At 73.0% G+C, this 24,996-nt stretch carries 18 protein-coding genes; 9 read left to right on the plus strand and 9 right to left on the minus strand.

Features of this window, described 5'->3' with window-relative positions; all coding sequences use genetic code 11:
- Positions 1-217: 217 nt before the first annotated feature.
- From ACW9J6_RS11450 to ACW9J6_RS11470, 5 genes are all read left to right on the plus strand, one after another.
- Positions 218-691, plus strand: a complete 474-nt coding sequence (locus ACW9J6_RS11450; protein ID WP_457116600.1) for a hypothetical protein — start codon at positions 218-220, stop codon at positions 689-691.
- Between the two features lie 127 nt (positions 692-818).
- Positions 819-3,266 carry a heavy metal translocating P-type ATPase gene (locus ACW9J6_RS11455; protein WP_457116601.1) on the plus strand — a complete coding sequence of 816 codons (2,448 nt, stop codon included), beginning with the start codon at positions 819-821 and terminating at the stop codon, positions 3,264-3,266.
- Positions 3,267-3,323: 57 nt separating this feature from the next.
- A complete protein-coding gene (locus ACW9J6_RS11460) occupies positions 3,324-4,202 on the plus strand; it encodes a CorA family divalent cation transporter (RefSeq protein ID WP_457116602.1) in 879 nt (292 codons plus the stop codon).
- A gap of 1 nt (position 4,203) precedes the next feature.
- Entirely contained in the window at positions 4,204-6,060 is a 1,857-nt protein-coding gene (locus tag ACW9J6_RS11465; protein ID WP_457116603.1) for a hypothetical protein, read from the plus strand.
- Positions 6,057-6,470, plus strand: a complete 414-nt coding sequence (locus ACW9J6_RS11470) for a hypothetical protein (RefSeq protein ID WP_457116604.1) — start codon at positions 6,057-6,059, stop codon at positions 6,468-6,470. Before ACW9J6_RS11465 ends, ACW9J6_RS11470 begins: the two co-directional genes overlap by 4 nt.
- Before the next feature lie 152 nt (positions 6,471-6,622).
- Here the strand turns inward: ACW9J6_RS11470 and ACW9J6_RS11475 are convergent, their stop codons facing one another.
- Together ACW9J6_RS11475 and ACW9J6_RS11480 are read right to left on the minus strand one after the other, a co-directional pair.
- A complete protein-coding gene (locus tag ACW9J6_RS11475; protein WP_457116605.1) occupies positions 6,623-7,726 on the minus strand; it encodes an ATP-dependent DNA helicase in 1,104 nt (367 codons plus the stop codon).
- Between the two features lie 9 nt (positions 7,727-7,735).
- Positions 7,736-9,523, minus strand: a complete 1,788-nt coding sequence (locus ACW9J6_RS11480) for a cation:proton antiporter domain-containing protein (RefSeq protein WP_457116606.1) — start codon at positions 9,521-9,523, stop codon at positions 7,736-7,738.
- Between the two features lie 140 nt (positions 9,524-9,663).
- On the opposite strand from ACW9J6_RS11480, the gene ACW9J6_RS11485 reads away from it, so the two are divergent.
- Positions 9,664-10,770 (plus strand): glycosyltransferase family 61 protein, encoded by a 1,107-nt coding sequence (locus tag ACW9J6_RS11485; RefSeq protein ID WP_457116607.1) that lies wholly within the window; start codon positions 9,664-9,666, stop codon positions 10,768-10,770.
- A gap of 61 nt (positions 10,771-10,831) precedes the next feature.
- On the opposite strand, the gene ACW9J6_RS11490 is transcribed toward ACW9J6_RS11485, so the two are convergent.
- Positions 10,832-12,121 carry a cystathionine gamma-synthase family protein gene (locus tag ACW9J6_RS11490; RefSeq protein ID WP_457116608.1) on the minus strand — a complete coding sequence of 430 codons (1,290 nt, stop codon included), beginning with the start codon at positions 12,119-12,121 and terminating at the stop codon, positions 10,832-10,834.
- A gap of 241 nt (positions 12,122-12,362) precedes the next feature.
- On the opposite strand from ACW9J6_RS11490, the gene ACW9J6_RS11495 reads away from it, so the two are divergent.
- From ACW9J6_RS11495 to ACW9J6_RS11505, 3 genes are all read left to right on the plus strand, one after another.
- The gene (locus tag ACW9J6_RS11495; protein ID WP_457116609.1) at positions 12,363-13,571 is read left to right on the plus strand and encodes an ATPase; all 1,209 of its coding nucleotides are present in this window, start codon (positions 12,363-12,365) and stop codon (positions 13,569-13,571) included.
- Positions 13,568-14,224 (plus strand): hypothetical protein, encoded by a 657-nt coding sequence (locus tag ACW9J6_RS11500; protein WP_457116610.1) that lies wholly within the window; start codon positions 13,568-13,570, stop codon positions 14,222-14,224. The genes ACW9J6_RS11495 and ACW9J6_RS11500 overlap by 4 nt, the downstream gene beginning before the upstream one ends.
- A gap of 339 nt (positions 14,225-14,563) precedes the next feature.
- Positions 14,564-15,037, plus strand: coding sequence for a serine hydrolase (locus tag ACW9J6_RS11505; protein WP_457116611.1), 474 nt, complete (start codon positions 14,564-14,566; stop codon positions 15,035-15,037).
- 19 nt (positions 15,038-15,056) lie between these two features.
- Here the strand turns inward: ACW9J6_RS11505 and cysC are convergent, their stop codons facing one another.
- The 6 genes from cysC to ACW9J6_RS11535 form a co-directional block, all read right to left on the minus strand.
- Entirely contained in the window at positions 15,057-15,605 is a 549-nt protein-coding gene (gene cysC / locus ACW9J6_RS11510; RefSeq protein WP_457116612.1) for an adenylyl-sulfate kinase, read from the minus strand.
- 248 nt (positions 15,606-15,853) lie between these two features.
- Positions 15,854-17,776: a response regulator gene (locus tag ACW9J6_RS11515; protein ID WP_457116613.1), complete on the minus strand. Its 1,923-nt coding sequence runs from the start codon at positions 17,774-17,776 to the stop codon at positions 15,854-15,856.
- Positions 17,773-19,503: a response regulator gene (locus ACW9J6_RS11520; protein ID WP_457116614.1), complete on the minus strand. Its 1,731-nt coding sequence runs from the start codon at positions 19,501-19,503 to the stop codon at positions 17,773-17,775. The genes ACW9J6_RS11515 and ACW9J6_RS11520 overlap by 4 nt, the downstream gene beginning before the upstream one ends.
- Positions 19,500-20,567, minus strand: coding sequence for a chemotaxis-specific protein-glutamate methyltransferase CheB (cheB, locus tag ACW9J6_RS11525; RefSeq protein ID WP_457116615.1), 1,068 nt, complete (start codon positions 20,565-20,567; stop codon positions 19,500-19,502). Before cheB ends, ACW9J6_RS11520 begins: the two co-directional genes overlap by 4 nt.
- Before the next feature lie 403 nt (positions 20,568-20,970).
- Positions 20,971-23,268, minus strand: coding sequence for a hybrid sensor histidine kinase/response regulator (locus tag ACW9J6_RS11530; RefSeq protein ID WP_457116616.1), 2,298 nt, complete (start codon positions 23,266-23,268; stop codon positions 20,971-20,973).
- Positions 23,269-23,307: 39 nt separating this feature from the next.
- A complete protein-coding gene (locus ACW9J6_RS11535) occupies positions 23,308-24,984 on the minus strand; it encodes a methyl-accepting chemotaxis protein (protein WP_457116768.1) in 1,677 nt (558 codons plus the stop codon).
- Between the last annotated feature and the right edge of the window lie 12 nt (positions 24,985-24,996).

Below are 24,996 nucleotides of genomic sequence, written 5' to 3' on the forward strand. Positions count from 1 at the left end.
GACCTGGGGCGTGCGTCACGCGGCATGTTCGAAGACCGACGCCAGGCGCGGCCTCCGGTTCCGCGGCGAGCCGTTCGGAGAGCATTTTCCGACGAAGCGGACACCGGTTCGTCGCAGACATTGCGGTGAGATCGACAACTTAAAACAGGGTTCGGTTGCAACTTGAACGAACCCTGTTCGAGCGTGTAACTGTCCAAGTGGAAGGACTTCAGAGACCATGAGCGCCACGACCGCCAACGCCGAAGACCCGTTCGCGATCCTGAGCGAGACGCTCGAGACGGCCGCGACGGCGCTGGACGTGCCGACCGCCCATGCCCGCGAATCGGCCCATCGCGCCGCCGACACGACCAAGCGGGTGGTGGGATCGGGCGTCTACTCGGTGAGCTACGCGCTCGCCTACGGTGCCGTGTTCGCGGCGACCTACGTCCACGACCTCATGCCGGGCGGTAGCGCGATCCAGCGGGGCTTCGCCGACGGGGCCCACGACGCGCTCACGGCCCGCTCCCTGCGCACGACGCTGAAGAAGGAGGCCGCCGCGGCGCCGGAGGCCCAGGCCGGTGACCCAGGGGCCGGGACGGCGCCGACGCAGGCCGCGCACGAGGCGCACCGTGCTTCCCTTCGCGACGCGGAGGGTGGCGAGGCGCGGCAGAAGGTCGACGCCATGGCGAGCCGGTTCGACGCCGAGCACTAGAGCGTCCTCCGACCGAGCGGTTGCCGGTTCGCCGCGATCAATGTCGCGAAGACGAAGAAATTGAGCAGGGATCGACGGCAACGCGATCGGCTCCTGCTCTCGTGCTCCAACGACGCGGATCCGGACGATGTCTTCCCTCGGCGCGAGTGGCGCCTCCAGGCTGATGCGGCCGGCCGGCCCCTCGGTGCGAATCCCCGGGCCGGATCGGTTCGTCGTCGGGAGCTCCGACTGGTTCGCGTCGCCCGCCCGCGTCGCCGAGTTTCTCCAGGTCACGCTGGCCTGCCCGGAGGCCGTGTCCGTCACGATCGACCGGGACGGGCGGGAGGCCGAGGTCCGGCACCGGCCGGGCGGCCGCGCCGCGATCGTCGCGGCCTATCGCGACCGGCCGGCCCAGCTCCCCGAGATCGACGTCGATCTCGGGGATCCCGTGGCCGGCGCGCGGCGCCAGCGCTCCTTCTTCCGGTACGGGCGTTTGGTGAGCGACTGGGTGCGCCAGGCGGAAACGCCCGGCCTCCTGCGGCTCCGGCATCCCGGACTGCGCGGCCGGCCGAATGTCTGGGACGCGATCGCCGCGGTTCTCGACGGCCTGCTCGGAATCCTCGCCTACCGCATCGACGGCATCGGCGGGAGCTTGACCGTCCGGTTCGATCCGACGCTCATCCACCCCCAGCAGGTCGTCCACGGCCTTCACCGGGCGGTCCGGGGCCGGGAGGGGAACGCCGTCCGCCCCCTGCTGCACCGGGTCGACCTCCCGGTGGCGGCCGCCTCGCTGGTGCTCTCGGGCGTGGCGACCTTCGCGGCGCCCGCCCTGCTTCCGGTCGGCACGGGCGTGATGCTCGCCACCGCGGTGCCGAGCTATCGGCGGGCCGCGCAGGTCGTGGTGCGGGAACGCCGCCTGGGCGTCGACGTCCTCGACGGCATCATCTTCACGACCTGCCTGTTCACCGGCGAGATCTTCGCCGGCGCGATGACGGCCTTCTTCCTCAGCGTCGGACGCACGCTCCTGCGCAGCACCCAGGCCCAATCGGAGCGGCTGCTCGTCGACGCGTTCGGCCGGCAGCCGAGCATCGTGCGGCTCGAGCGCGCGGACGGATCGACCGCCGAGGTCCCGATCGAGGCGGTGCAGGCCGGGGACACGATCGTCGTCGAGACCGGTGAGGCGGTGCCGGTAGACGGCATCGTGCAGTCCGGCGAAGGCATGCTGGACCAGCAGGCCCTCACCGGCGAGGCGGCCCCGGTCGAGCGCGGCGCCGAGGACCCGGTGCTCGCCGCGACGCTCCTGGTCGCGGGCCAGATCCGCGTCCGCGTCGAGCGCGCCGGACAGGAGACGACCGCGGGGAAGATCGCCGACATTCTCCGCCGGACCGTGTCCCACAAGCTCGAACTGCAATCCCGGGGCGAGGCGCTGGCCGATTCGATCGTCGTGCCGGCCCTCGGGCTCTCGGCGCTGGCCGGAGGCCTGCTCGGTCCGAGCGCGGCGCTCGCGGTGATCAATTCGGATCTGGGGACCGGCATCCGGATGGCCGCCCCGCTCGCTGTCGTCACCTCGCTGTCCGCCTGCATCCGCTCCGGCATCCTGGTGAAGGAGGGGCGCGCCCTGGAGGCGCTGCCGCGGGTGGACACGGTCGTGTTCGACAAGACCGGCACGCTCACCCGGTCGGTGCCGGAGGTCGGGGAGGTGGTGGCCTGCGGCGCTCAGGATCCCGCCGACCTGCTGCGCCTGGCGGCGGCGGCGGAGCAGAACTTCTCCCACCCGATCGCCCGCGCGATCGTCGAGCATTACCGCGCGGCGGGCGGCGGCCCCCTGCCGCTCCTCGACGCCTCGCAATACGCGCTCGGCTTCGGCCTGAGCGTGGCGATCGAGGGGCGACGCGTCAGGCTCGGCAGCCGCCGGTACATGGACCGCGAGGGGCTCGCCTTCCCGGACGCGTTCGACCGCGCCCTGGCCCCGCGGCGCGAGGCGGGCCATACGCTGATCTACATGGGCGTCGACGACGCGCCCGCCGGCGTCATCGACCTGCGTCCCTCGCAGCGGCCCGAGGCGGCCGACACGATGCAGCGCCTGCGCGCCGGCGGAGTCGAGGAGCTGATCATCCTGTCGGGCGACCACGACCGCCCGACCCGGACCCTCGCCGGCCAGCTCGGGATGGATCGCTACTTCGCGGAGGTTCTCCCCGAGGACAAGGCGTCGGTGATCGCCGGCCTGCAGAAGGAGGGGCGGCGGGTCTGCTTCGTCGGCGACGGCATCAACGACGCCCTGGCGCTCCGTCAGGCAGACGTGTCCGTCTCCCTGAGCGGCGCCGCGAGCATCGCGACCGACACGGCGCAGGTCGTGTTCCTCGAAGGCAACCTGCGCCGGATGGGCGAGCTGTTCGCCATCGCGCGCGACCTGCACGGCAACGTCGACCTGAGCTGGAAGCTCATCCGCGGCGCCAACGGCGTCTGCGTCGCCGGCGTGTTCCTGGCCGGGTTCAACATCTGGCACTCCGTCTTCTTCAACAACGCGTCCGCCCTCGGCGCCCTGGGGAACTCCCTGCGCCCGCTTCGGAGCCGGCGGGCGCGGCAAGGCCGCTGAATTGTCTTCGGTGACGGCCCGCGCGGGCCGTCCCTCTCGACGGAGGAACGACGCGCCGTGATCCTGACCTTCGCCCGCGGCGAGACCTGCCTGAACCCCCTCGACCGCGTCCCGGTGGAGGAGCGGCACGCGCGGCTCGTGAACGCCCTCTGGGTGGACCTCCTGTCGCCGACGCCCGAGGAATGCGCCCTCGTCACCGCGGCCCTGCGCGTGGAGTTGTTCAGCGCCGAGGAGCTCCAGGAGATCGAGGAGTCGAGCCGCATCTTCGTCGAGGAGGACGATCTCAACCTCATCTGCTGGCTGCCGTCCTTCGAGGCCGACGTCCCGGTCAACCTGCCGGTCGGCCTGATCGTGGATCACGAGCGGCTGATCAGCATGCGGCTCGGCGATTTCCACGCCTTCCGGACCTACACGGAGCCCCGGCGCCGCAGCGGGTTGCCGCGGGTCTCGACCTCGGCCGACATGCTGGTCGACCTCCTCGACACGATCATCGGGCAGCTCGCGAGCACGCTGCGCCTGGTCGAACAGGACCTCAACGCGCTGACGACCGAGATCTTCGCCGACGGCGACACGGGCCGCGCGCGGATCGGTCGGGCAACCGGCCTGCGCCGGCGGACGAGCTTCCGGGATCTCAAGTCGATCGTGCAGCGTCTCGGCAGGCGCAACGCGCTCGTCGCCAACCTGCGCGAATCGGCGGTCACGCTGTCGACGATCATCCCGTTCATCATCTCGAACGGGAAGTTTTGGGCCGGCCAAGATACGATCGCCAAGCTCCAGAGCATCGAGACCGATATCGCCTCCCTGCGCGACTACAACGGCCAGCTCGCGGCGGAGATCTCCTTCCTGCTCGACTCGACCATGGGTCTGATCACCATCGACGAGAACCAGAGCATGAAGTTCCTCGGCGTCGCCGCCCTGATCGTGGCCTTCATCTGACATGCCCAGCCTGATCGCGCACCGGCCCTCCCTCTCCGCGACCGCCGCGGCCGCCCCCGGCCTCACGGTGCGGCTCGCGGGGCTGAGCGTCATCCTGTCCGGACCGGTGACGGGCCGGCTCGGACGGGAGCCGGCTCTGTCGGATTTCCTGCATCGCTGCATGCGGCTCGACCGGTTGGAGTTCCTGCGCTTCGACCTCGGCGCGGCGACGATCGAGATGCGGTTCGGGGCGCCCGGTGCGGCGGGGGATCGGCTCCGCGCGCTCGCCCGCATCATGCGCGACGTGGGCACGCGGGAGGGGTTCGGCAGCTCGGCTTTCGTCCGCCACGTCTCCGAGCGGGTCTGGGAGGAGCCGGTCACCCTCTGGCGCTCCGGGCGGCTCCTGTCGACGTGGCGCCTGCGGTCCCTCGGCGGGGATCGGGTGCGGCTGTCCCACGCGGTGCTGCGGGACCCGGCGGCGCTCGCCATCGTCGCCGGTTTCCTCGATCGCAGGGGCGTGGTGACCGCGATCGACGGGGCCTCCGTCGCTCGCGGCTTCCTCGACATCCGCTGCGACCCGGCCGACCCGCAGAGCCTCCCGCGCCTCGTCGTGGAGGCGGAATCGGTGGAGGCGGTCCTGCGCCGCCGGTCGCCGGCCCCGCTCACGAATCCCGAAGGCGGGGCGCTCCTGCTCAACCTCAACCTCGCCGCCGCGATCGGGGCGGCGCTGGTCCCGCCGCTGCTCCCGGTGAGCGCCGCGACGCTGATCGCGGCGTCCTGGCCGGCCGCGCGGCAGGCGTGGCGCCAGCTCCGGCAGCGCCGGTCCGACGTGACGAGCGTGCTGACGGTGCTCTCGGTGCTGGCGCTCGTGAACGGCGACCACCTGCCCGCCGCCCTGATGCTGTGGCTCTTCCGGGCCTGGGACCTCCTCACGCGCCGCACCCTCCAGCGCGCCGAGGCGCAGGTCTTCGAGCGCCTCGCGCAGGCGGCCGGCGCCGAGCGGCGGATGCTGCGCGGCGCCGCCGACGCGGCGGCGAGGATCTTCGCCGAGGCGCCGCGCTCGCGGGCGGCCACGGCCTTCGCGGACTCGACGACGCCCCTCATGCTGTGCGTCGGCGCGTCGGCCCTGTTCAGCGGGGGGACGCCGCTCGCCCAGGCGGTGCTGCGGCCGGATTTCTTCAGCTCCGTCCTCGTGCATCGCCGCGTCGCCGCGGCCGAGATCGCCCTGCGGCTCGCCGCGCGGGGGATCGTCGTTCGCGATTTCAGGGCGCTCCTGGAGATCCGGGAGGCCGACGAGATCCTGCTCGACGACGGCGTCCGCTGGGATGGAGCGGGGCTCGCGCCGGGGGAATTCGGCCGCAGGATGGCCGAACTCGGGATCCGCGAGACGGTCCTGTTCCGGCCGGGTACCCAAGACGGCCCGGACGCTCTCGCGGTTGAGCTCGGCGCGACGCGCCACTTCGTCCGCAGCGCGGTCCACACGCCGGCCAGCTACCTCACGCAGCAGCGTTTCCTCGGTCACCGGGTCATCCACCTGCGGCCGGTGCATGGTGCGGATCCGCACGCCCAGTCCGACGTCCCGATCGCGGTCGGCGCGGCGTTCCTCGCCGAGACCGACGCGCCGATCGCCTTGTCCGAGCCGAGCCTGGAGCAGGTCTGCGAGATCATCGCCCTCGTCCGCTCGACGGAGGGGGAGGAGGTGTCGGTCAAGTCGGCGACGATCGCGCTCAACACGGTCCTGATCGTCGGCGCCGTCTATGCCGGGCTCTCGACGCTCGGGGTTGTTCTCGCCGGGAGCGCGGCAACGGCGTGCCTCTGGGTGGGACTCGAAGGGCGCAGGGCCCGGACGGCGCGGCGCCTCGCCGGGGGGGCGACGTGAGCCGAGAGCTCCTGTGCCGCTTGCCCGTGTCCTGGCCGCCGGGCTGCGACCGGCGCGCGCTCATCGATGCCAAGCTCGGCGACCACCTGGCCCTGTGGAGCGAGCGTCTGGCCCGGTTCCTCGTTCCGGGGCGCCCCGAGGCGACGTGGCGGTCCGATCGCGTCCTGGAGGTTCGCGCCGCCGCCGTCACGCTGTGGGCCGTCCTGACCGAGACGGAGGTGACGGTGTTCTGGGAGGCCCCGGCGGCGATCCGGCTGCTCATCGGCCAGAGCCGGCGCAAGGCCATGATCGAGTGTCTGGTCCAGGACTTGAACGGTCTGAGCACCGGCCGGCCCGCTCCCGCGGGAGCCGTTTCCACCGATGCGAGGACCGGTTCGGCCCCGACCACGCGCAGGCCCGCGGGACCGTGAGCGCGCGTCGGCCGCGATGAGGCGGGAAACCCGCACCCGGCCCCCGACCTGCGCGACGCGCGCGGGCGAGATCACGCGGCCACCCCGATGGCCGAGCGCCGGACGCCACCGCGCGGCTCCGCTCGCGTCTGGTCCCTTCGTCGGGCCACGCCCTACACCACCACGGTGATCGCCTGCGCGGCCCGGGTCAGCCCGGTATAGAGCCAGCGCCGCGCGTGCTCGCGGAAGGCGAAGGATTCGTCGAACAGCACCACCCGGTCCCATTGCGACCCCTGGGCCTTGTGCACGGTGAGCGCGTAGCCGTAGGTGAACTCGTCGCTCTCGCGCCGCAGGATCGCCGGGATCGGCTCGTCGCTGCCCTCGATCACCGCCCGGAGCACCCGGATGTCCTGCGGCCGGCGGCGCAGGGCCGGGTCGTCCTCCGGCACCACGTCGAGGCGCACGAGGTCGGGGCGGGGCGCGGCGCGCAAGGCCTGCACGGTCCAGGTCGAGCCGTTGAGGAGCCCCTTGGTGCGGTCGTTGCGCAGGCAGACCAGCTTCTCGCCCACCGCCGGCATCGGGTCGGTCTGGCCCATCAATTCGCGGATGCGGCCGTTGTAGAGCCGCCGGGTGCGGTTGAGCCCGACCAGCACCTGGTCGGCGGCGAGCACGGCCTCCGGGGTGATGCCGCGCCGGTTCACCACCGCGCTCGCCCCGTAGCGGCCGGTCTCCAGCCGCCCGCCCTTTCGCACCGCCATGGCGAGGCGGATGATCGGGTCGTCGGCGGCCTGGCGGTGGATCTCGGTCAGCATCACGTCGGGCTCGGCCTCGGTGAAGAAGCCGCCGCCCTTCACCGGCGGCAGCTGCGCCGGGTCGCCCAGCACCAGGACCGGCTTGCCGAAGGACAGGAGGTCGTTGCCGAGGTCGCCGTCCACCATCGAGCACTCGTCGATGACGATGAGCGCGGTCTTCGAGACCGGCCCGGTCCGGTTGAGGGTGAAGGCCGGGCCGCCCTCCTTGTCCTCGCGGGCGCGGTAGATGAGGCTGTGGATCGTCGCGGCGTCGTGGCAGCCGCGCTGGCGCATCACCGAGGCGGCCTTGCCCGTGTAGGCGGCGAACAGCACCCCGCCCTCCACGTCCTCGGCGACGCGGCGCGCCAGCGTGGTCTTGCCGGTGCCGGCGAAGCCGAACAGGCGGAAGACCTGCGGCTCCCCGGCCTTGAGCCAGGCCGAGACCGCCTGCAGGGCCGCCTCCTGCTGGGGAGAGAAGCGCGTCATCGCGGCCCGTCAGCGCGCCTTGCCGACCGTGCGCCGGGCCTGAAATTCCGGGGCCGGCGCCTCCTTGCGGCGCAGGAGGGCGCGGAACTCGTCGCGGCGCTCGTGGATCGAGGCGATGACGAGGCCCATCGGCACCCCGACATCGACCAGCACCGCCTCCGACAATTGCAGCGAGGCCTCGATCGTCTCCGGCACCGCGTCGTCGACGCCCATCTCGTAGAGCGCGGTGGCATGCCGGGCGTCCCGGGCGCGGGCCACGATGGTGAGATCCGGGCGCTCGGTGCGGGCCGCCGCCACCACCGCCTCGATGGAGCGCGGCGCGTCGAGGGTCACCACGAGGGCGCGGGCGGTCGCGATGCCGCAGCGGCGCAGCATCTCCGGATTGGCCGAATCGCCGAAGAAGACCGGATTGCCGAGGCGGCGCTGCTCGGTGACGCGGGCCGCGTCCATGTCGAGGGCGAGGTAGGGCACCTTGTGGCGGGCCAGCATCTCCCCGACGAGCCGCCCGACCCGGCCGTAGCCCGCCACGATCACCCGCCCCTGCTGTGTCTCGGGCGGCGGCTCGGCGGCCGCGGAGGCGAGCGCCCGGCCGGCGAAGCGCCCGCCCAGCCGCCGGGCGAGCGACGCCAGGAGCGGGATCATCACCATGGTCACCGTGGTGACGATCAGCGCCGCCTGTCCCAGCCCCTCGGGAACGAGCCCGGCGCCGAGCGCGCTGCCGATCAGCACGAAGGCGAACTCGCCCCCCGCCGACAGGAGCAGCGCCGTCTCGACCGCCACGGCGCGGGAGAGGCGCAGGGACCGCGCCACCGCCAGGATCACCGCCGCCTTGAGCAGGATCAACGCCAGCGACAGCCCGAGGATCGCGACGGGCGCGTGCAGGAGCTCGGCCGGATCGAGGTTCATGCCGACCGAGACGAAGAACACCCCCAGCAGCAGGCCCTTGAACGGGTCGATGGTCGCCTCGATGGCGCGGCGGTACTCGGTCTCGGCCAGCAGCAGCCCGGCCACGAAGGCGCCGAGCGTGGTCGAGAGCCCGCTCGCCGCCGCGACCAGGGCCGTCGCCACGATGACCAGGAGGCAGGCCGCCATGAACAATTCGGGGCTGCGGGTGCGGGCGACGAGCTGGAACAGCGGCCGCAGGCCGAGGCGCCCGACCCCGACGATCAGCGCGATCGCCACCGCGGCCTGGCCGAGCGCCAGGGCGAGGCCCGAGAGCGCGTCGCCGTCCTTGCGGCCGAGCACCGCGATGGCGAAGAGCACGGGCGCCACCGCGAGGTCCTGGAACAGCAGCACCGCGAAGCTCGCCCGGCCCGGCGGCGTGTTGAGCCGCTTCTGCTCGGCAAGGACCGGCAGCACGATGGCGGTCGAGGAGAGCGCGAGCGCGAGCCCGACCAGGGCCGCAGCGGTGGGCGGGATGCCCAGCGCCAGCAGCAGGCCGCCGAGCACGAGGCTCGACACCCCGACCTGCAGCGAGCCGAGACCGAAGACCAGCCGCCGCAGGATCCGCAGGCGCTCCCAGGACAGTTCCACCCCGATCATGAACATCAGGAAGATCACGCCGAGCTCCGCGAGGTGGGAGAACTCGGCGCGGTTGCCGATCGTCACGTTCGCGAGCCAGGGGGCGCTCGGGGTGAGGCGCCCCAGCCCCGAGGGGCCGAGCAGCACGCCCGCGCCAATGAAGCCGAGCACCGGGCTGATGCGCAGGCGGTGGAACACCGGAACCACCAGGCCCGCCGTGACCAGGAACAGGATGGCTTCCTTGTAGGAGGAGCCGGCGACGACTGGATCGGTCATCGGGGCGGCGAATCTCGCGCGAAGGGTTGCGGGGGTGGCCCATCTTGGGGAGGCGGGCCGCTGGGGCAAGCGGAAACGGACGGTGGGGCAACGATTCGAGCGGTTCGCGCCGGCCCCGAAACTGTGCGAATGACGCGGGGATGACGGGTTTCACGGGACACAGGCTGCGGCGCTGCCGCGACCTTTGGGGGACATGCACCCTGCACGAGGCGCTGCCGGCCGTGCGGGTCCTGGAGGACGTGCTCTATCGTCCGGCCGGCGGGACGGCGCCGCACGGCCTGTTCGCGGCGGGACGGCGGATCGACGCCGCGGGGGAGGCCCCGCCCGACGGGCCCTCCGACGTCGAGGCGGCGCCCGAGGGCACCTACCTGTTCGTCCCGGCGCTGGCGCCTCATTACGGTCACTTCATCACCGACACGCTCGCGCATCTCTGGCCGCTCGTCGGCTGGCAGGGCGAGCGGCCGCGCCTCGTCACCCTGGCGCCGTCGGCGCCCGCGGGGGCCGATTACGTCGGCGTGATCCTGGAACGCCTCGGCTTCGGGCCGGGCGAGGTGCTGCATTTCGACCGGCCCGTGCGGCTGCCCCGCCTCGTGCTGCCGGATCCCGCCTTCCGGGAGCGGGCCTTCGTGCACGGCATCTACGGGGCGCTCTGCCGGGAGGTCGGGCGTCCCTTCTGGGGCGACGCGCAGGCCGAGCGGCCCGTCTACCTGACGAAGACGCGCCTGCCCTCTGGCATCGCCCGCATCGCCAACGAGGCGGGGATCGTCGAGGAACTCGATCGGCGCGGGGTCGAGATCGTCGCGCCCGAGACCCTGCCCTTCGTCGAGCAGGTCCGGCTCCTGTCGACCCGGCGGATCGTGCTCGGCTCGACCGGCTCGGCCTTCCACACCACCGTCTTCGCCTGCCCGGGCCGGCGCGTGCTCGGCCTCAACTGGACCTGGAAGCTCCACGCCAATTTCGCGCTGCTCGACGCGGTCACCGGCACGGCGGGACGCTACTACTTCCCGCTCGGGACCCGCTACGGGACGGCCGAGGCCTTCCATTTCGGCTGGCAGGTGCGGGACCCGCGCGCGGTCGCGGCCGAACTCCTGGCGCGCGCGGAGGCGTTCGACCGCCTCGACGAGATCGATGCCGCCGACGAGGCCGCGGACAGGACTCTGATCGGGCGGGCGCGGGCGATGATGGAGGAGCTGCGCTGGCAGCTCTCTCGCGGCCTGCGGGCGGCGGCGGGCCGGCCGGGGTCGTAGCGACCCGGCCGATGCCAGACCCCTTCGGGACGAGGCGCGCGCGTCGTCCGACGGTGCGACGCTAATCCAGCGTCGCCAGCGCCGCCTCCAGGTCCGCGATCAGGTCGTCCGGATGCTCGATGCCGATCGAGACCCGGATCGTGGCATCGGTGACGCCGAGCCGGTCGCGCACGGCCTTGGGCACGCCCGAATGGGTGGTCGAGGCCGGGTGGCTCGCGAGCGATTCGGTGCCGCCGAGGCTCACCGCCAGCTTGAACAGCTGGAGCGCGTTCAGCACCCGGAAGGCCTCCGCCTCGCCTCCCGCGACGTCGAACGAGAAGGTCGAGCCGGGGGCCGCGCATTGCCTGTCGTAGACCGCCGCCGCGGGCGAGCCCGGCGGCAGATCGGCGAGGTGGTGGAGGCGCGTCACCCGCGGGTGCGCCCGCAGCATGGCCGCCACCGCCTCGCCGTTGCGGTTGGCCGCGCTCATGCGCAGCGACAGCGTTTCCAACGAGCGCCCCAGCATCCAGCAGGAATGCGGGTCGAGCTGCGTGCCGATGGCCGAGCGCAGGAGCCGCACCGGCCGCATCCGCGCCGTCGATCCGAGCGCCGCTCCGGCGATCAGGTCGGAATGGCCGCCCACGTACTTGGTGAGCGAGTAGACCGAGATGTCGGCCCCATGGCGCAAGGGGTGCTGGAAGAGCGGGCCGAGCAGGGTGTTGTCGCAGATCACGACCGGTGGCTCCCCGCCCTGGGCGGCTCCGATCTCGTCCGCGACCGTCCGCACCAGCGCGAGGTCGACGAGGGTGTTGAGGGGATTGGAGGGCGTCTCGACCATCACCACGCTGACGCGGCCCGCCGCCCGCGCCGCCGCGGCGGCCTCCCGCACCGAGGCCGGGTCGGTGCCGTTCTGGAACCCGAAGGCCGCGATCCCGAAGCCCGACAGCGTCTTGGCGATCAGCGTCTCGGTGCCGCCGTAGAGGGGCTGGGAATGCAGGATCGCGTCGCCCGGCCGCGCGGAGGCGAGGATCGTGGTGGCGATCGCCGCCATGCCCGACGAGAACAGGAGCGCGCTCTCCGCCTCCTCGAACACCGCGAGGCGGTCCTCCACGATCTCGCTGTTGGGGTGGTTGAAGCGCGAGTAGACGAGGCCGGCCGCCTCGCCCTTGGGCGGCTCGCGCCGTCCCGACACGTAGTCGAAGAAGGCCTTGCCGTGCTCGGCCGACGTGAAGACGAAGGTCGAGGTCAGGAACACCGGTGGCTTCACCGCGCCCTCCGACAGGGCCGGGTCGTAGCCGTAGCCGAGCATCAGCGTCTCGGGGTGGAGGCGGCGATTGCCGAGGCGGTCCTTGTGGTAGCGGTCGTCCGACATGCGGGGCCCTCGCTGGATCTCACCGGCATCGGCGCGGCGAGCGCCGATTCCCGCCGGCATCATACGGCAGGGAGACCGTTCCGCCGCGTCGCGGCGCGAAACCGGTGCGCAACGGCACATTGCGACCGAAGAGCGCGCGTACCGGAGGTCGCGCACGGCCAAATTTCGGCGCATTAGCATTGCAGGCTTGGGTTGAGATACCGTTGACGCGGCCGCCCCGGCGCCCGCGCGAGGACGCTCGATGCTGCTGAGAACGCCCCCGGACCGGATCGTCGCGCGCGAGCGGCGGGCCTGGAGCGACGAGACGGCCGCCTGGAAGCAGAGGCGTGCGGTCGAGAAGGGCTACCGCATCCGCTGGGGCTACGTGGGCATCGCCTACCTGGTCGAGGCGCTGGTGATCTGCACCTCGCTCGCGGGCGCGTGGTTCTTCGCCGAGACCTACGCCGACCGCAGCGACCAGAGCTTCTGGTTCATGCTGCTCGCGCCGATCGTCTACGCGGCGATCGAGCTCTGCCGCGTGCCGCTCGGCATCCTGATCCGCGTCCAGCGCGACGGGCTGATCAAGGGCCTGGCGGTGATCGGCATCCTCATGGCGGCGGGCGTGACCACGAAGTCGGTGTCCCAGCTCGGCGAGATGATGTTCCATCCCCGCCTCGCCGAGGCCTCGAAGACGCGCTCCGTGCTGAGCGAGGCGCAGGCGGACCGCGCCAGCCTCGACACGCGGATCGCCCAGGCCGATGCCCGTGTCGCCCAGTACACGGCCGAGGCGCAGGCCCTGGAGAAGCGGGCGAGCGAGAACGCCGCCCAGCTCGCCGGCCTCCCGGGCCAGCGCTGCGAGCGGCTCTCGGGCACCAACAGCCGCGGCAAGCACTACAACTACCTGCGCTGCGTCACCGACCCGCGCACCGCCACGATCGCCGGCAGCCTGAAGAGCGCGGGCGACGAGCGGGCGGTCAATGCCCGCAACCTCGCGGAGGCCCGCACGGCCCGCGCCGCGCTGGACCGCGGCGCGGCGGACCGGCGCGTGACCGAGGCCGAGGTGGCCTACCGGGACGCGGTGCGGCGCTCGCAGCTCCACTCCTTCACGGCGATGGTCTACGGCATCGACCCGATCGAGGTCTCCGACCAGCAGGTCCACGCCTTCCTGCGGATCTTCGTCTTCGCGCCCGCGGTCTGCGCGGCCTTCGCCTCCACGCTGCTCGCCCTCTGCGCCGTGCAGGTGCGGCGGACCTACCAGGACGAGGACGATCTCGGCGCCGGGCTCAACGAGGAGGCGGTGCCGCTCCTCCTCAACCAGCTCGCCGAGAGCGCGGGCCAGATCAACGACGCCCAGCGCGCGGTGCGCGAGGCGATCGCCTCGGGCGCGGCGATCCCCCTCGACCAGCGCCGGCCGCAGGGGATGCCGGGCCCGACCCGGGATGACGACCGCATCGAGAGGCCGAGATCGTGACCTATCTGGCGCCCGGCAGCCCCGAGAACGTCGTCCTCGCTCAGCACGTGAACGGCCGCCTGCGCGCGGAGGCCCGGGCCCTGGCGGCGCGGGCCTTCCTGTTCCGGGCGCTCGGCCTCGGCGCCTTCGCGGCGCTGGCCGGCCTCGGGGCGGGCGCGGCCTTCTACGGCTACGCCAGCATGCACGAGGTGCAGGGCGCCGCCGACAAGCTCGCGGCGGCCCTGACCACGGCGCTCGGCGACGTGACGCTCAAGACGAAGGGCGAGGTCACGCTCACCGACAACACCCTGAAGATCGAGGGCGGCCTGCCGGCGCGGGAAGCCAAGCCCGACGTCGCCGCGATGACGTCCAACCAGGGGAAGTCCGAGGTCTCGTCCGGTGCCGCGATCCGCACCAGCTACACGGTGTTCAAGACCGTGCCCTATCTCGACGGCTCGATCGTCACCGGCTGGAACTTCAAGGCGGGCGACGCGAGCAAGCCCGAGAAGCAGTACTGCTACGTGACCCGGCCCCAGACCTACGGCGACGGCACCACCTCGAATCAGACGACCGTGGCGCTCGACGGCCAGGTGCTGCCGCAGCCGGCCAGCTCGGAGGTCAATTTCGCGCTGGTGGCGAAGAACTGCGTCTGGTTCGATCCCGCGAAGATGTGAATCGCACGCGCTCGCAGGGCATCGCCGTCGCTGGAGGATTTCGGGCAAACCGTTCCGAGGATCATGGCGCCGGGAACCCCTCTCCGAGTGGGCTGGGTTCCGCTCTCGAATGGTCGCCGAGCCTCTGGCCTGGGATCGTAAATTCGAGATGGTCAACGGCCCCGTCGATCTCGGGCCTGCCCGAAATCGAATCGGCGCGTCAGCACCCTGGGTTTTTGGCAGGAGGTGACGCAGCACGAGGAGCCACCGACGGGTATGGGCTGCGTCTCGGCCCCATTCCGGCCGAAAAGAGAGGGTCATCACTCCCGTGTCTTGACGCGGGGGGGGCGGGTGCGCGGGATGATGGCCGCCATGTGGTGCCTCCTGCTCCTCGGGATAGCGTGGGCCAATCCCTTGGGACCGTGCAGGGATGTCCCACCGGAGGCACTCCTGAAACCCGTCGTTCAGGCCGTCGACGCCTATGGCCGCCGCCAGCGGCCGACCGCCCTCATGGTTGTCCACGACGATCGCGTCGTCGCGCGCTGGGGCGATGTCTCATCGAGGGCCAACGTCCGATCGGTTCGCAAAAGCCTCCTCAGCGCGCTGATCGGCATCGCGGTGTCCGAGGGACGCCTGACCCTCGATCACACCATCGCCGGTCTGGGCATCGACGACCGTCCTGGCCCTCTCATGGCGGCGGAGAAGCGGGCGACGGTCGCCGATCTTCTGGCGGCCCGATCGGAGTTCTTCCTGCAGGCGGACACCCCGCCGGCCGAGGCGGCCCATCGGGAAGCCGCCGAGTTCCTGGCACGGCGCCTGTCGGGCGCGCCCTGAGAGCCGCGGGGCATGGCCCTCAGCCGAGCAGCGCCAGGATCCTCTCCACCGCCTCGTCGGGGCTGAGGCGCTCGGTCTCGACCCGCAGGTCCGGGGCGCTCGGCGCCTCGTACGGGGAGTCGATCCCGGTGAGGCGGGGGATCTCGCCCGCCCGTGCCCGCCGGTAGAGGCCCTTCGGGTCGCGCTTCTCGCAGGTCGCCAGGGAGGCCTCGACGTGGATCTCGTGGAAGGGCAGGCCGCGGGCGAGGCGCCGCGCCTCCGCCCGTTCCCGCCGGAAGGGCGAGATCAGCGCCACGATCACGATGAGCCCCGCGTCGGCCATCAGGAAGGCCACCTCGGCGGTCCGGCGCATGTTCTCCACGCGGTCCGCGTCCGAGAAGCCGAGGTCGCGGTTGAGCCCCGTCCGCAGCACGTCCCCGTCGAGGATCGCGCTCGGCCGCCCCGCGGCCGAGAGGCGGTCCCGCAGTCGCACCGCGAGCGTGGACTTTCCCGCTCCCGACAATCCGGTCAGCCACAGGATGGCGCCTGGTCGAGGATCCGGATCGTTCTGCGCCGCATCGGATATCATCTGGGCGCGTCGCGAGAGGGGGAGGATGGCTGAACGGTGCATCACTGATGGTTCGTTGGCAACGATACAGCTAGGCGCTTCCCCGGAGTGGGTCAACAGCTCAGCTGTTTCCCTTCTGCATCGGATTGTCCGGAAACGCGGTGTCGAGCCGTGGCTTCATCCGACCGGTCCTGCGTGAGGACCCCAGGGCAGCCGACTGTCATCCCTGTCGAGGGGCACTGAAATCAACTATTTTAATAGACGGTAAGCTAGGATCGATCAGTCGCCGCGGTCAAGAGCGTCGCCACCCGCGCCCCGAGTTCCGTCGAGGGGAAGGGCTTCTCCAGCACCGCGTAGGCGTGCGGGATATGGGCCGCCTCCGCGTGGCCGGTGACGATGAGGAAGGGCATCTCCGGCCAGCGGTCGCGCACCGCCTCGGCGAGGTCGAGCCCGGTCATGCCGGGCATCGCGAGGTCGGCGACGACGAGGTCGAAGGGCTCGGCCTCCAGTTCCGCGAGCGCCGCCTCGGCCCCCGGCACCTCGACGGCGTCGTGGCCGAAGCCGCTGAGGAACGAGGCCGTCACGTGCCGCACCTGCGGGTCGTCGTCGACCACCAGGATGCGGGCGCGCCGCCGCAGGGGCACCGCGCCGGTCCCGCCGGCCTCCGGGGTCTCGACCGGCTCGTGGGAGCGCGGCAGGTAGAGGTCGACCCGCGTGCCCCGCCCGACCGCGCTGTCGATGCGGATGGTGCCGCCCGATTGCTGAAGCAGGCTGAACACCATGGCGAGGCCCAGGCCCGTGCCCTGCCCCTGCGCCTTGGTGGTGAAGAAGGGCTCGAACACCCGGCTGAGGATCTCCGGCGGGATGCCGGTGCCGGTGTCGGTGATCGAGACCACCGCGTAATCCCCGTCCGGCAGGTCCGGATCGGGGCTCTCGCGCACCGACACGTTGCGGCTGGCGAGGGTCACGACACCGCCATCCGGCATCGCGTCGCGGCCGTTGATGCAGAGATTGAGGATCGCGAGTTCGAGCTGCTCGGGATCCACCCGCGCCGGCCAGAGGTCGGGCGCGAGATCGTGGTCGACCTGCACGAAGCCGCCGAGACTGCGGCCGAGGAGGTCGTCCATGCCGCGGATCACGCCGTTGAGGTCGACCACGCGGGCCTGCAACTCGCGCTGGCGGCTGAAGCTCAGCAGGCGCTTCGTCAGCGCGGCGCCGCGCTGCGCGGCCTGCGAGGCGTTCGTCATCAGCCGGGTGAGGCGCGCGTCGCCCGACACTTTCGGCAGGGCGAGTTCCAGGCTGCCCATGATCGCGGTGAGCAGGTTGTTGAAGTCGTGGGCCACGCCGCCCGCGAGCGTGCCGAGCGCCTGCATCTTGTCGGCCTGCCGCAGGCGGGCCTCCAGCTGCTTCTGCTCGGTGATGTCCCGCTCGATCGTCGCGAGATGCGCGAGAGTGCCCGACGCGTCGCGGATCGGCACCCGCACCACCTGGGTCCAGGTCGGGGCGGCGGCGGGGCCGCCGGTAACGGTGGTCTCGGTGGGCTGCGGGCCCGCCGCCGCCTCGCGGTCCGCCGCCTCGACCTCGGCGGCGATCGCCGGCTCGAGGAAGTCGCGCTCGGGCCGGCCGAGGCAGGAGGCCACGTCGGTGCCCAGGCGCGCCGCCTTTGCGGCGTTGAGGCGCACGAAGCGGCCCGCCGCGTCCTTGAACGCGATGGCGTCGCCCGCGTGATCGAGGAGCCCCCGCAGGAGGGCGCGTTCGGTGGCGAGGTCGCGGCCGAGCCGGTGGCGCTCGTAGGCGGCCCGCACCGCACTGCGCAGCAGGGCCGGGTCCCAGGGCTTCGTCACGTAGCCGGTGATGCCGCCGCTGTTGAGGGCCGAGGTCACCGCCGAGAGGTCCGCGTAGCCGGTGAGCAGAATCGCCTGCGCGTCGCTGATCGCGCGCGCGCGCGCCAGCAGGGCGTCGCCGGTCATGCCCGGCATCCGCTGGTCGGAGACGATCACGGCGACGTCCGGCTCGGCGGCGAGCAGCGCGAGCGCGTCGGACGGCCGGCTCGCCGTCAGGATCCGGTACTCGTCCTCGAGCAGGTCTTCGAGCGCGACGAGGATGTCCGGTTCGTCATCGACCGCGAGGATCGTGCCCCGCGCGGCATCCCTGTCCATGCCCCACCGCTGGTTCGCTTCGTCCGCGGTCATGTGGTCCGCCGCGGAATGCTGATCACGAAGCACGCGCCGCCACCGGGCGCCGTTTCGACCGAGATGGTGCCGCTATGCGCCTGGACAACGCTGTACGCAATGGCGAGGCCCAATCCGGTGCCGGAGCCGACCGGCTTCGTGGTGAAGAAGGGCTCGAAGATCCGCTCCCGCAGCGCCTCGGGCACGCCCGGGCCGGTGTCGCTGATCCGGATGACGTCGAACCCGTCCTCGCTCCCCGTCGCGACGGTGATGCGGCCCTCCCCGGGTATCGCGTCCGCGGCGTTGCCGATGACGTTCATCACCACCTGGTTGAGCAGGGCGGGCGTGCAGCGGATCTCGGGCTCGCCCGCGAAGCGGCGCTCGACCGTGATGCGCGTGCCCAGCTTGTGCTGGAGGAGAGCCAGCACCGTGTCGATCGCGTCCGGCACGTTGACGCTCTGCATCTCGCCCTCGTCGAGGCGCGAGAACTTCCGGAGGTTGACGACGAGATCCTGGATCCGCCCGAGGCCGAGCCGCATCGACCCGACCCGGTCGCGGGCCTTGGCGAGGGCGCGCCGCGCCGGCTCCGGCAGTGCCTCGACGTGCCCCGCCACCTCGCCGATCAGCCGCTCGACGGTGCCCTGGTGGGCGAGGATGAAGGCCAGCGGATTGTTGATCTCGTGGGCGATGCCGGCGACCAATTCGCCGAGGGAGGCCATCTTGGCCGCCTGGACCAGCTTGGCCTGGGCGTCCTTCAACTGGCGGTTGGCGTCCGCGAGGTCGCGGTTGGCCTGTTCCAAAGCACCGGCGAGGGCGGCCCGCGCCTCGGCCGCCGCGGCCTCGGCCTGGGCGCGCTCCACCGCGCGCTCGTGCTGGCGCAGCTCGTCGGCGACGCGGCGGTTGTCCTCGTCCAGGAGCTTGCGGCGCACCAGGGTGCGGACGCGGATCGCCAGCACCTCTCCCTCGGCGCCCTTGGGCACTACGTCGTCGACGCCCGCCGCGAAGGCGCGGACCAGCAGGTCCTTGCCGGCCGCCGCGGCGCTGCCGATCCCGACGAGGTAGAAGCCGTGCGCCCCGGCCGGCTCCCCCCGCAGCGCGGCGATCCGCCGGCACAGCTCGATCGCGTCGTAGGAGGCGGACAGGAGGTCGACCGTCACGCAGTCGAAGGCGGCGTCGGGCACGGCGAGCGCCGCGAGCGCCTCCTCGGCGCCCCCGGCCGCGACCACCGCGTGACCCTCCTGGCCGAACAGCCCCGCCAGGTAGGTCCGGTAGGTCGCGCTCGGGTCGACGACGAGGATCCGGGCCCGCCGGAACGCCCCGTGCGCCGTGTCCTGGGGACCCGCCGCGCCGCGCTCGCGCAGCAGCGCCCGGATGCGCAGGACGAGGAGGTCCCGGTCGGCGGATTTCGGCACGTAGGCGTCGGCGCCGCTCTCCAGCCCCTGGCGCTCCAGGTCGCGTCCCTGCGCCTCGGTGAGCATGAGCACCGGCGTGGCGCGGGTGCGCAGCGACAGGCGCATCTGGCGGGTCAGTTCGTCGCCGTTGATGCCCGGCAGGTGATAGTCGGCGACGACGAGGTCGGGCAGGCCCTGGTTCAGCGCGTCGAGGGCGGCCTCCGCGGTCGCGCAGCGCGTCACCGAGAAGCCGCTTCCTTCGAGGAGCAGCCGCAATTGCAGGGCCTGGGTCTCCGAATCCTCCACCAGGAGGATGCGGGCCGGGGCCGGGGGGGTGATCGGGGCGGGAGCGCTCATCGCGACGGCCCCGGCTGCAGCGCCCGCATCAGGCGCGGGGCAACGAGGTCGAGGGGCAGGACCGCGGACGCGGCCTGCAGGCGCACGGCGGCGGCCGGCATGCCGTAGACGACGGCGGAACTCTCGTGCTCGGCGATGGTGAGGGCGCCCGCCCGGCGCATGTCGAGGAGGCCCGCCGCCCCGTCCTCGCCCATGCCGGTGAGCAGGATGCCGAGCGCCCGGGGGCCGGCGTGGCGGGCGAGCGACCGGAACAGGGCGGTCGCGGAGGGACGCTGGCCGCCGACCGGCGGGTCGTCCGAGAGGGCGAGCAGCCCTCCGGGCCCGAGTTCGAGGTGGCGGTCGCCGGGCGCGACGTAGACGTGGCCGGGCAGCGGCCGCGCGCCCTCCTGCGCCAGGAGGACGGTGAGCGGGACGACGCCGTTCAGCCAGGTGGCGAAGCCGTCCATGAAAGCCGCGCCCATGTGCTGGACGACGAGGATCGGGGCCGGGAAATCGGCCGGCAGGGCGCCGAGGAGCCGCGCGAAGGCGGGCGGCCCGCCCGTGGAGGCGGCGACGGCGACGAGGTTCGGCGGGGTGCCGGCGGTCTCGGCCCGGATCGCGGGATCGGGCAGGGGAGGGCGCTCGCGCTCGGCGCCGATGGGCCGGCGGCGGATCACCGGCACCTCGCTCATGATGCGCAGCTGCGTGCAGATCTCGTCCGCCACCGCCGCGTAGGCCCGGTGCCCGGTGCCGACCGGCTTCTCGACGACGCTGAGCGCTCCGGCGCGCAGGGCGTTCATGGAGATCTTGAGCGAGGAATCCTCGATCGCGTCGGCGATGACCACGATCGGGGTCGGCCGCTCGGCCATGATCCGCCGGGTCGTCTCCAGCCCGTCGATTCCGGGCAGGCGGATGTCCATCGAGATCACGTCCGGCTGGACGCGGTGGATCTCACGCAGCGCCTCCTCCCCGGAGGTGACGGCGGCCACCAGGGCGAGGCGCGGGTCGCGGCTGACGATGTGGGCGAGGAGCTGGCGCACGACCAGGGAATCCTCGACCAGCATCACGCGCACGGGAGCGGTCATGGCGCCCTCCGGAGGGGCGCGCGGGCTTCCGTCGCGAAGGCTTGCCGGTTCACACTTCGGGTCGCGCGCATGCCCTCTCCCCGCGTGCGGGGAGAGGGTCGAGCCCCCCGCGGCGAAGCCGTGCCAGGGGGCGAGACGAGGCGGCGCACCGATCGCGAAGCGATCGGCCCGACGGTGAGGGGGCGCTCCCGGAGGAGCCACGTCCGGAAGCGCCCCCTCACCCTCGCCCTTCGGGCTTGCTGCGCCCCCGACAAGGGGGACGCAGCCCTCTCCCCGCACGCGGGGAGAGGAGAAACCCGCGCCTCATCCGGAAACACGCGAACGAGTATGCCCGCAGAGGCGGGAGGGTTGTGCCGCGCGCCGAGGCGGAACCGGATCGGGAGGGCGAGGTGGGCGGGAGCGGTCACAGGAGCTGGCCGATCGTGTCGAGGAGTTCGCGCTGATCGAATTTCTGCTTGGTGATGTAGGCGTCGGCGCCGAGATCGAGGCCGCGGCGGATATCCGCGGGGTCGCCGCGGGAGGTCATCAGGATCACCGGCAGGCGCGTCAAGGTCGGGTCCGCCTTGATCGCCTGGAGGAGCCCGAAGCCGTCGAGGCGCGGCATCTCCACATCCGCCACCACGAGGTCGACCTCGTGGTGGTCGCGCCGGAGGCGATCGAGCCCGTCCTGGCCGTCCACGCAGACGAAGACGCGGTAGCCCTGCGCCTCCAGGATGCTCTTCTCCAGGGTGCGCGTTGTGATGGAATCATCGACGACCAGGATCGTATGCCGCCGGGGCGCGGACGGGGCCGACGGGGGCTCCGCGAGGGCGGGCGCGGCGCGGCCCGCCGTCTCTGCGGCCCGGGCGACGAGGGCGGCGGGGTCGAGGACCAGGGCGGGGGTCTCGCCGCTCAGCAGCACGGTGCCGGCGAACAGGCCCGTTTCTCCCCCGATCGGCGGCGGGGGGCCGACGAGGCTCGCGCGCACGTCGAGAAGGCGGTCCACGGCCGCGAAGCAGTGATCGGTGCCGCTGCGCAGGAGCACCCCGCGCACGTGGCCGTCCTCGGCGGGCAGGGGAGCGGGGGCGCCGAGCAGCCCGGCGAGGGGCACCACCGGCACCACCGCGTCGCGGCCGTCGATCCGCAGCCGGGCCGAGGGCACGCCGCCGGCCGGCGCGATCCCGGCGACGGGCAGGCGCAGGAGCCGCGCCGCGGCGCCGCTCGGGAGCGCGTAGACCTGTCCGCCCGCCTCGACGAGGAGGAGCGGCCGGCGGGCGGCCGAGAGCGGCACCACGATCACGATCTCGGCCCCGTGGGGCGAGGCCCGGCGCAGGCGCGCCCGCCCGCGCAACCGCGCCGCCGCCTCGGCGACGACCGAGAGCCCGACCCCGCGTCCCGACAGGCGGTCGACCCGCGCCGCGGTGGAGAAGCCCGGCGCGAAGACGAGGGCGAGCGCCTCGCGGGTCGTGAGTCGCGCGTCGGGGGCGATCAGGCCCTGGCGCCGGGCGGTCTCGACGATCCGGGCGACGTCCGGCCCGCGCCCGTCGTCGCGCACGCTGAGCACGAGGTCTCCACCCCGCACCGCGAGCGACAGCGTGACGGAGAGCGCCTCGGGCTTGCCCTGGGCGCGCCGCTCCTCCGCCGGTTCCGCCCCGTGGCTGACCGCGTTGCGCAGGAGGTGCAGGACCGGATCCTTGAGTTCCTGGAGCAGGCTGCGGTCGATCGGGACGTCGAGGCCCTGGAGCGTGACCTCGACGGGCAGTCCGGCTTCGCGGGCGATCTCCCGCACCATGCGGCCGTAGCCGCCGAACACCGTCTCGGCCGGCACCAGGAGCAGCCGGTCGGCGCGCTCGCGCAGGCGCCGCGCCGCCGCCTCGACGCCGCCGGCCGCGCGGTGCTGGTCGCGGGTGAGGGAGGAGACGCCGCGGATCATCTCGCGCGCCTCGCCGTCGAGCCGGCGCACGAGAGCGAGGGTCGCGTCGAGCAGGGCCGCCGCGGGATCGCCCGCCTCGCGCAGGCGCCGGGCCAGGGTGGCGACCTCGCCGGAGCGCTCGCGCAGAGCGTCGGCGCTGCGGCGCAGGGCGCGGCCGCTCGCGTCCAGGGCCCCGAGGCGGCCCGCGACCTCGTCGTGGCCCTGGAGCGCGAGCGAGAGGCCGTGCACGGCCCGCGACAGGTCCTCGACATCCTCGCCCGGGATGCGCAGGACCGCGGCGGAGGGCTCCTGCGCCGGCGCCTGATCCTGCACGGCCGCAGGGGCAGGTGATGGGGCAGGCGACGGGGCAGGCGACGGGGCAGGCGATGCGGCGGGCGAGGGGGAAGGCTTCGGGACCGGACGCGGCTGAGCCCGCTCGGCCCCCAGCGCCCGGTCCAGGGCCGCGGCGGCGTCCTCGGGCAGCGGCGGGTCGGGCGTCTCGGCGAGCCCCGCCGCCATGCCCTCGATCCGGTCGAGGGCCAGGGTGACGGCCGCGAGCGTCCCCGCGTCGAGGGGATGGGCGCCCTCCACGATGCGGTCGAACAGGGTCTCGAGCCGGTGCGCGATGTCCTCGATCGCCGGGAGGTCGACGGCCCGCGCCGCGCCCTTGAGGCTGTGGGCGCGCCGGAAGACGTCGTTCCAGTCCGGGCTGCGCCCCTCCCGCGCGGCCGTGAGCGCGGCGCGGATCGCCCCGAGATGCTCCCGGTGCTCGGCCTCGAAGGCCGCGAGCAGCATGGCGCGGATGTCCATCGGCCCCTCCCTCTCAGGCCGCCGGCATGCGCGGCGCGCTCACAGCCGGTACCGCCCGGCGAGGGTGGTGAGGGCCTGGGCGAGCTCGCTCAGGTTCGCCGCCGCGGTCTCGACCTGACGGGTGCCGGCGGCGGTCTGCTGGCTCGCCTGCCGGATGTTTTGCAGCGCGCCCATCACCTGCTCGATCCCGAGCTGCTGCTGGTTCGTCGAGGCCACGATCTGCTGGAAGGTCTGCACGCTCTCCTGCACCCGCGCGGTGATCTCCTCGATCGTCGCGTGGGTGGTGTCGGAGCGCGCCTTGCCGAGCGCCACCCGCTTGACCGCCTCCTCGGTCAGCATCACCGACGCGTTGATCCCGCGCTGGATCTCGCCGAGCAGCGCGCGCACCTGCCCGGTCGCCTCCTTGGCCTGGTCGGCGAGCCCCTTCATCTCGGCGGCCACCACCGCGAAGCTGCGCCCCGCCTCCCCCGCTGCCGCCGCCTCGATCGCGGCGTTGAGCGCGAGCAGATGCGTGCGCTCCGAGACGTCGTTCACGGTGGCGATGATCTCGCCGATGGCCTGGGTCTTCTCGCTTAAGGACACGATGTTGCCGGCCACCGCCTCGCTCTGCTCGCGGATCGCGTCCATGGCGTGGGCCGTCTCGTCGACGGCGCGCAGGCCCGCCTGCGAGGTCTGGGCGGTGGCCTGGGCGGTGGCGATCACCTCCTGCGCCCGCTTGCCGATCTGGCTGCCCGCATGGGTGATCTCGTCGACGGTGGCGGCGGTCTCCTGGACGGCGGCGAACTGCTCCTCGACGCTCGCCGCCTGCTGCTGGGCGGAGGCGCGGATCTCGGCGGCGGCGGCGTTCAGGTCGGCCGTGGCGGCGCGGTTCTGGCTCGCGAGCTGGCGCAGGCCCTCGACCATCTGGTTGAGCACCGCGCCGAGGCGGCCGAACTCGTCGCGCCCGTCCTGCGCGATGCGGCCGGTCAGGTCGCCCGCGCCCACCTGTCCCACGAAGGCCATCACGGCATCGAGGGGCCGCGCCACCGAGCGGCGGATCAGCGCCGTGATCGCGAGCGCCATCGCCACGCAGGTGGCGAGGGCCGCGATGGTGGAGATCCGGCTCTCCTCGTAGACCGTCCCGACTCGGCGCTGGCCGGCCGCGATCGCCGCGTCGAGGGCGTCGCGCGCCGACATCATCGTGCGGGTGAAGCTCTCCAGGGCTTGGTCCAGGGCGGCCTCGCTCGCCTGGACGGAGGCGAGGTCGTTGCTCTCGAGGGCCTGGAACTGCCGCTCGGTCGCCGTGCGGATCGCGCGCAGCTCGACGCCCGCCGCGGTGAGGATCTCTCCGATGCGCTGCCAGGCGGCAGCGCGGTCCGACGAGAGGGACTGGGCGCCGTACTGCCCGGTGCTGGTGATCGCCGCGGCCAGCGCCGTCTCGGTGGCCGAGGCGGCGCGGCGCCAGGCGATCGCGGGCTCCTCCTTCGCCGGAACCTCCCGGCCGAGGGCGCGCAGGTAGTAGCGGGTGGTCGCCTCGTCCCGCAGGTCGCTCATCCGGCGCTGTGCGTCGCGGATCCCTTCGAGCTGGTGCATCACCGTGAGATCGCGGCCGACGATGAGGTCCGTGGACCGGCGCACGTCGCCGATCTGGCCCAGCGCGTAGATGCCGAGCGCCACGATCACCACGATCACCGCGGTGAAGCCGAGAAGGATGCGGTTCCCGATCGAGATCGACACGCTGGCGCTGGC

It is taken from the genome of Methylobacterium sp. JK268, assembly GCF_054052225.1.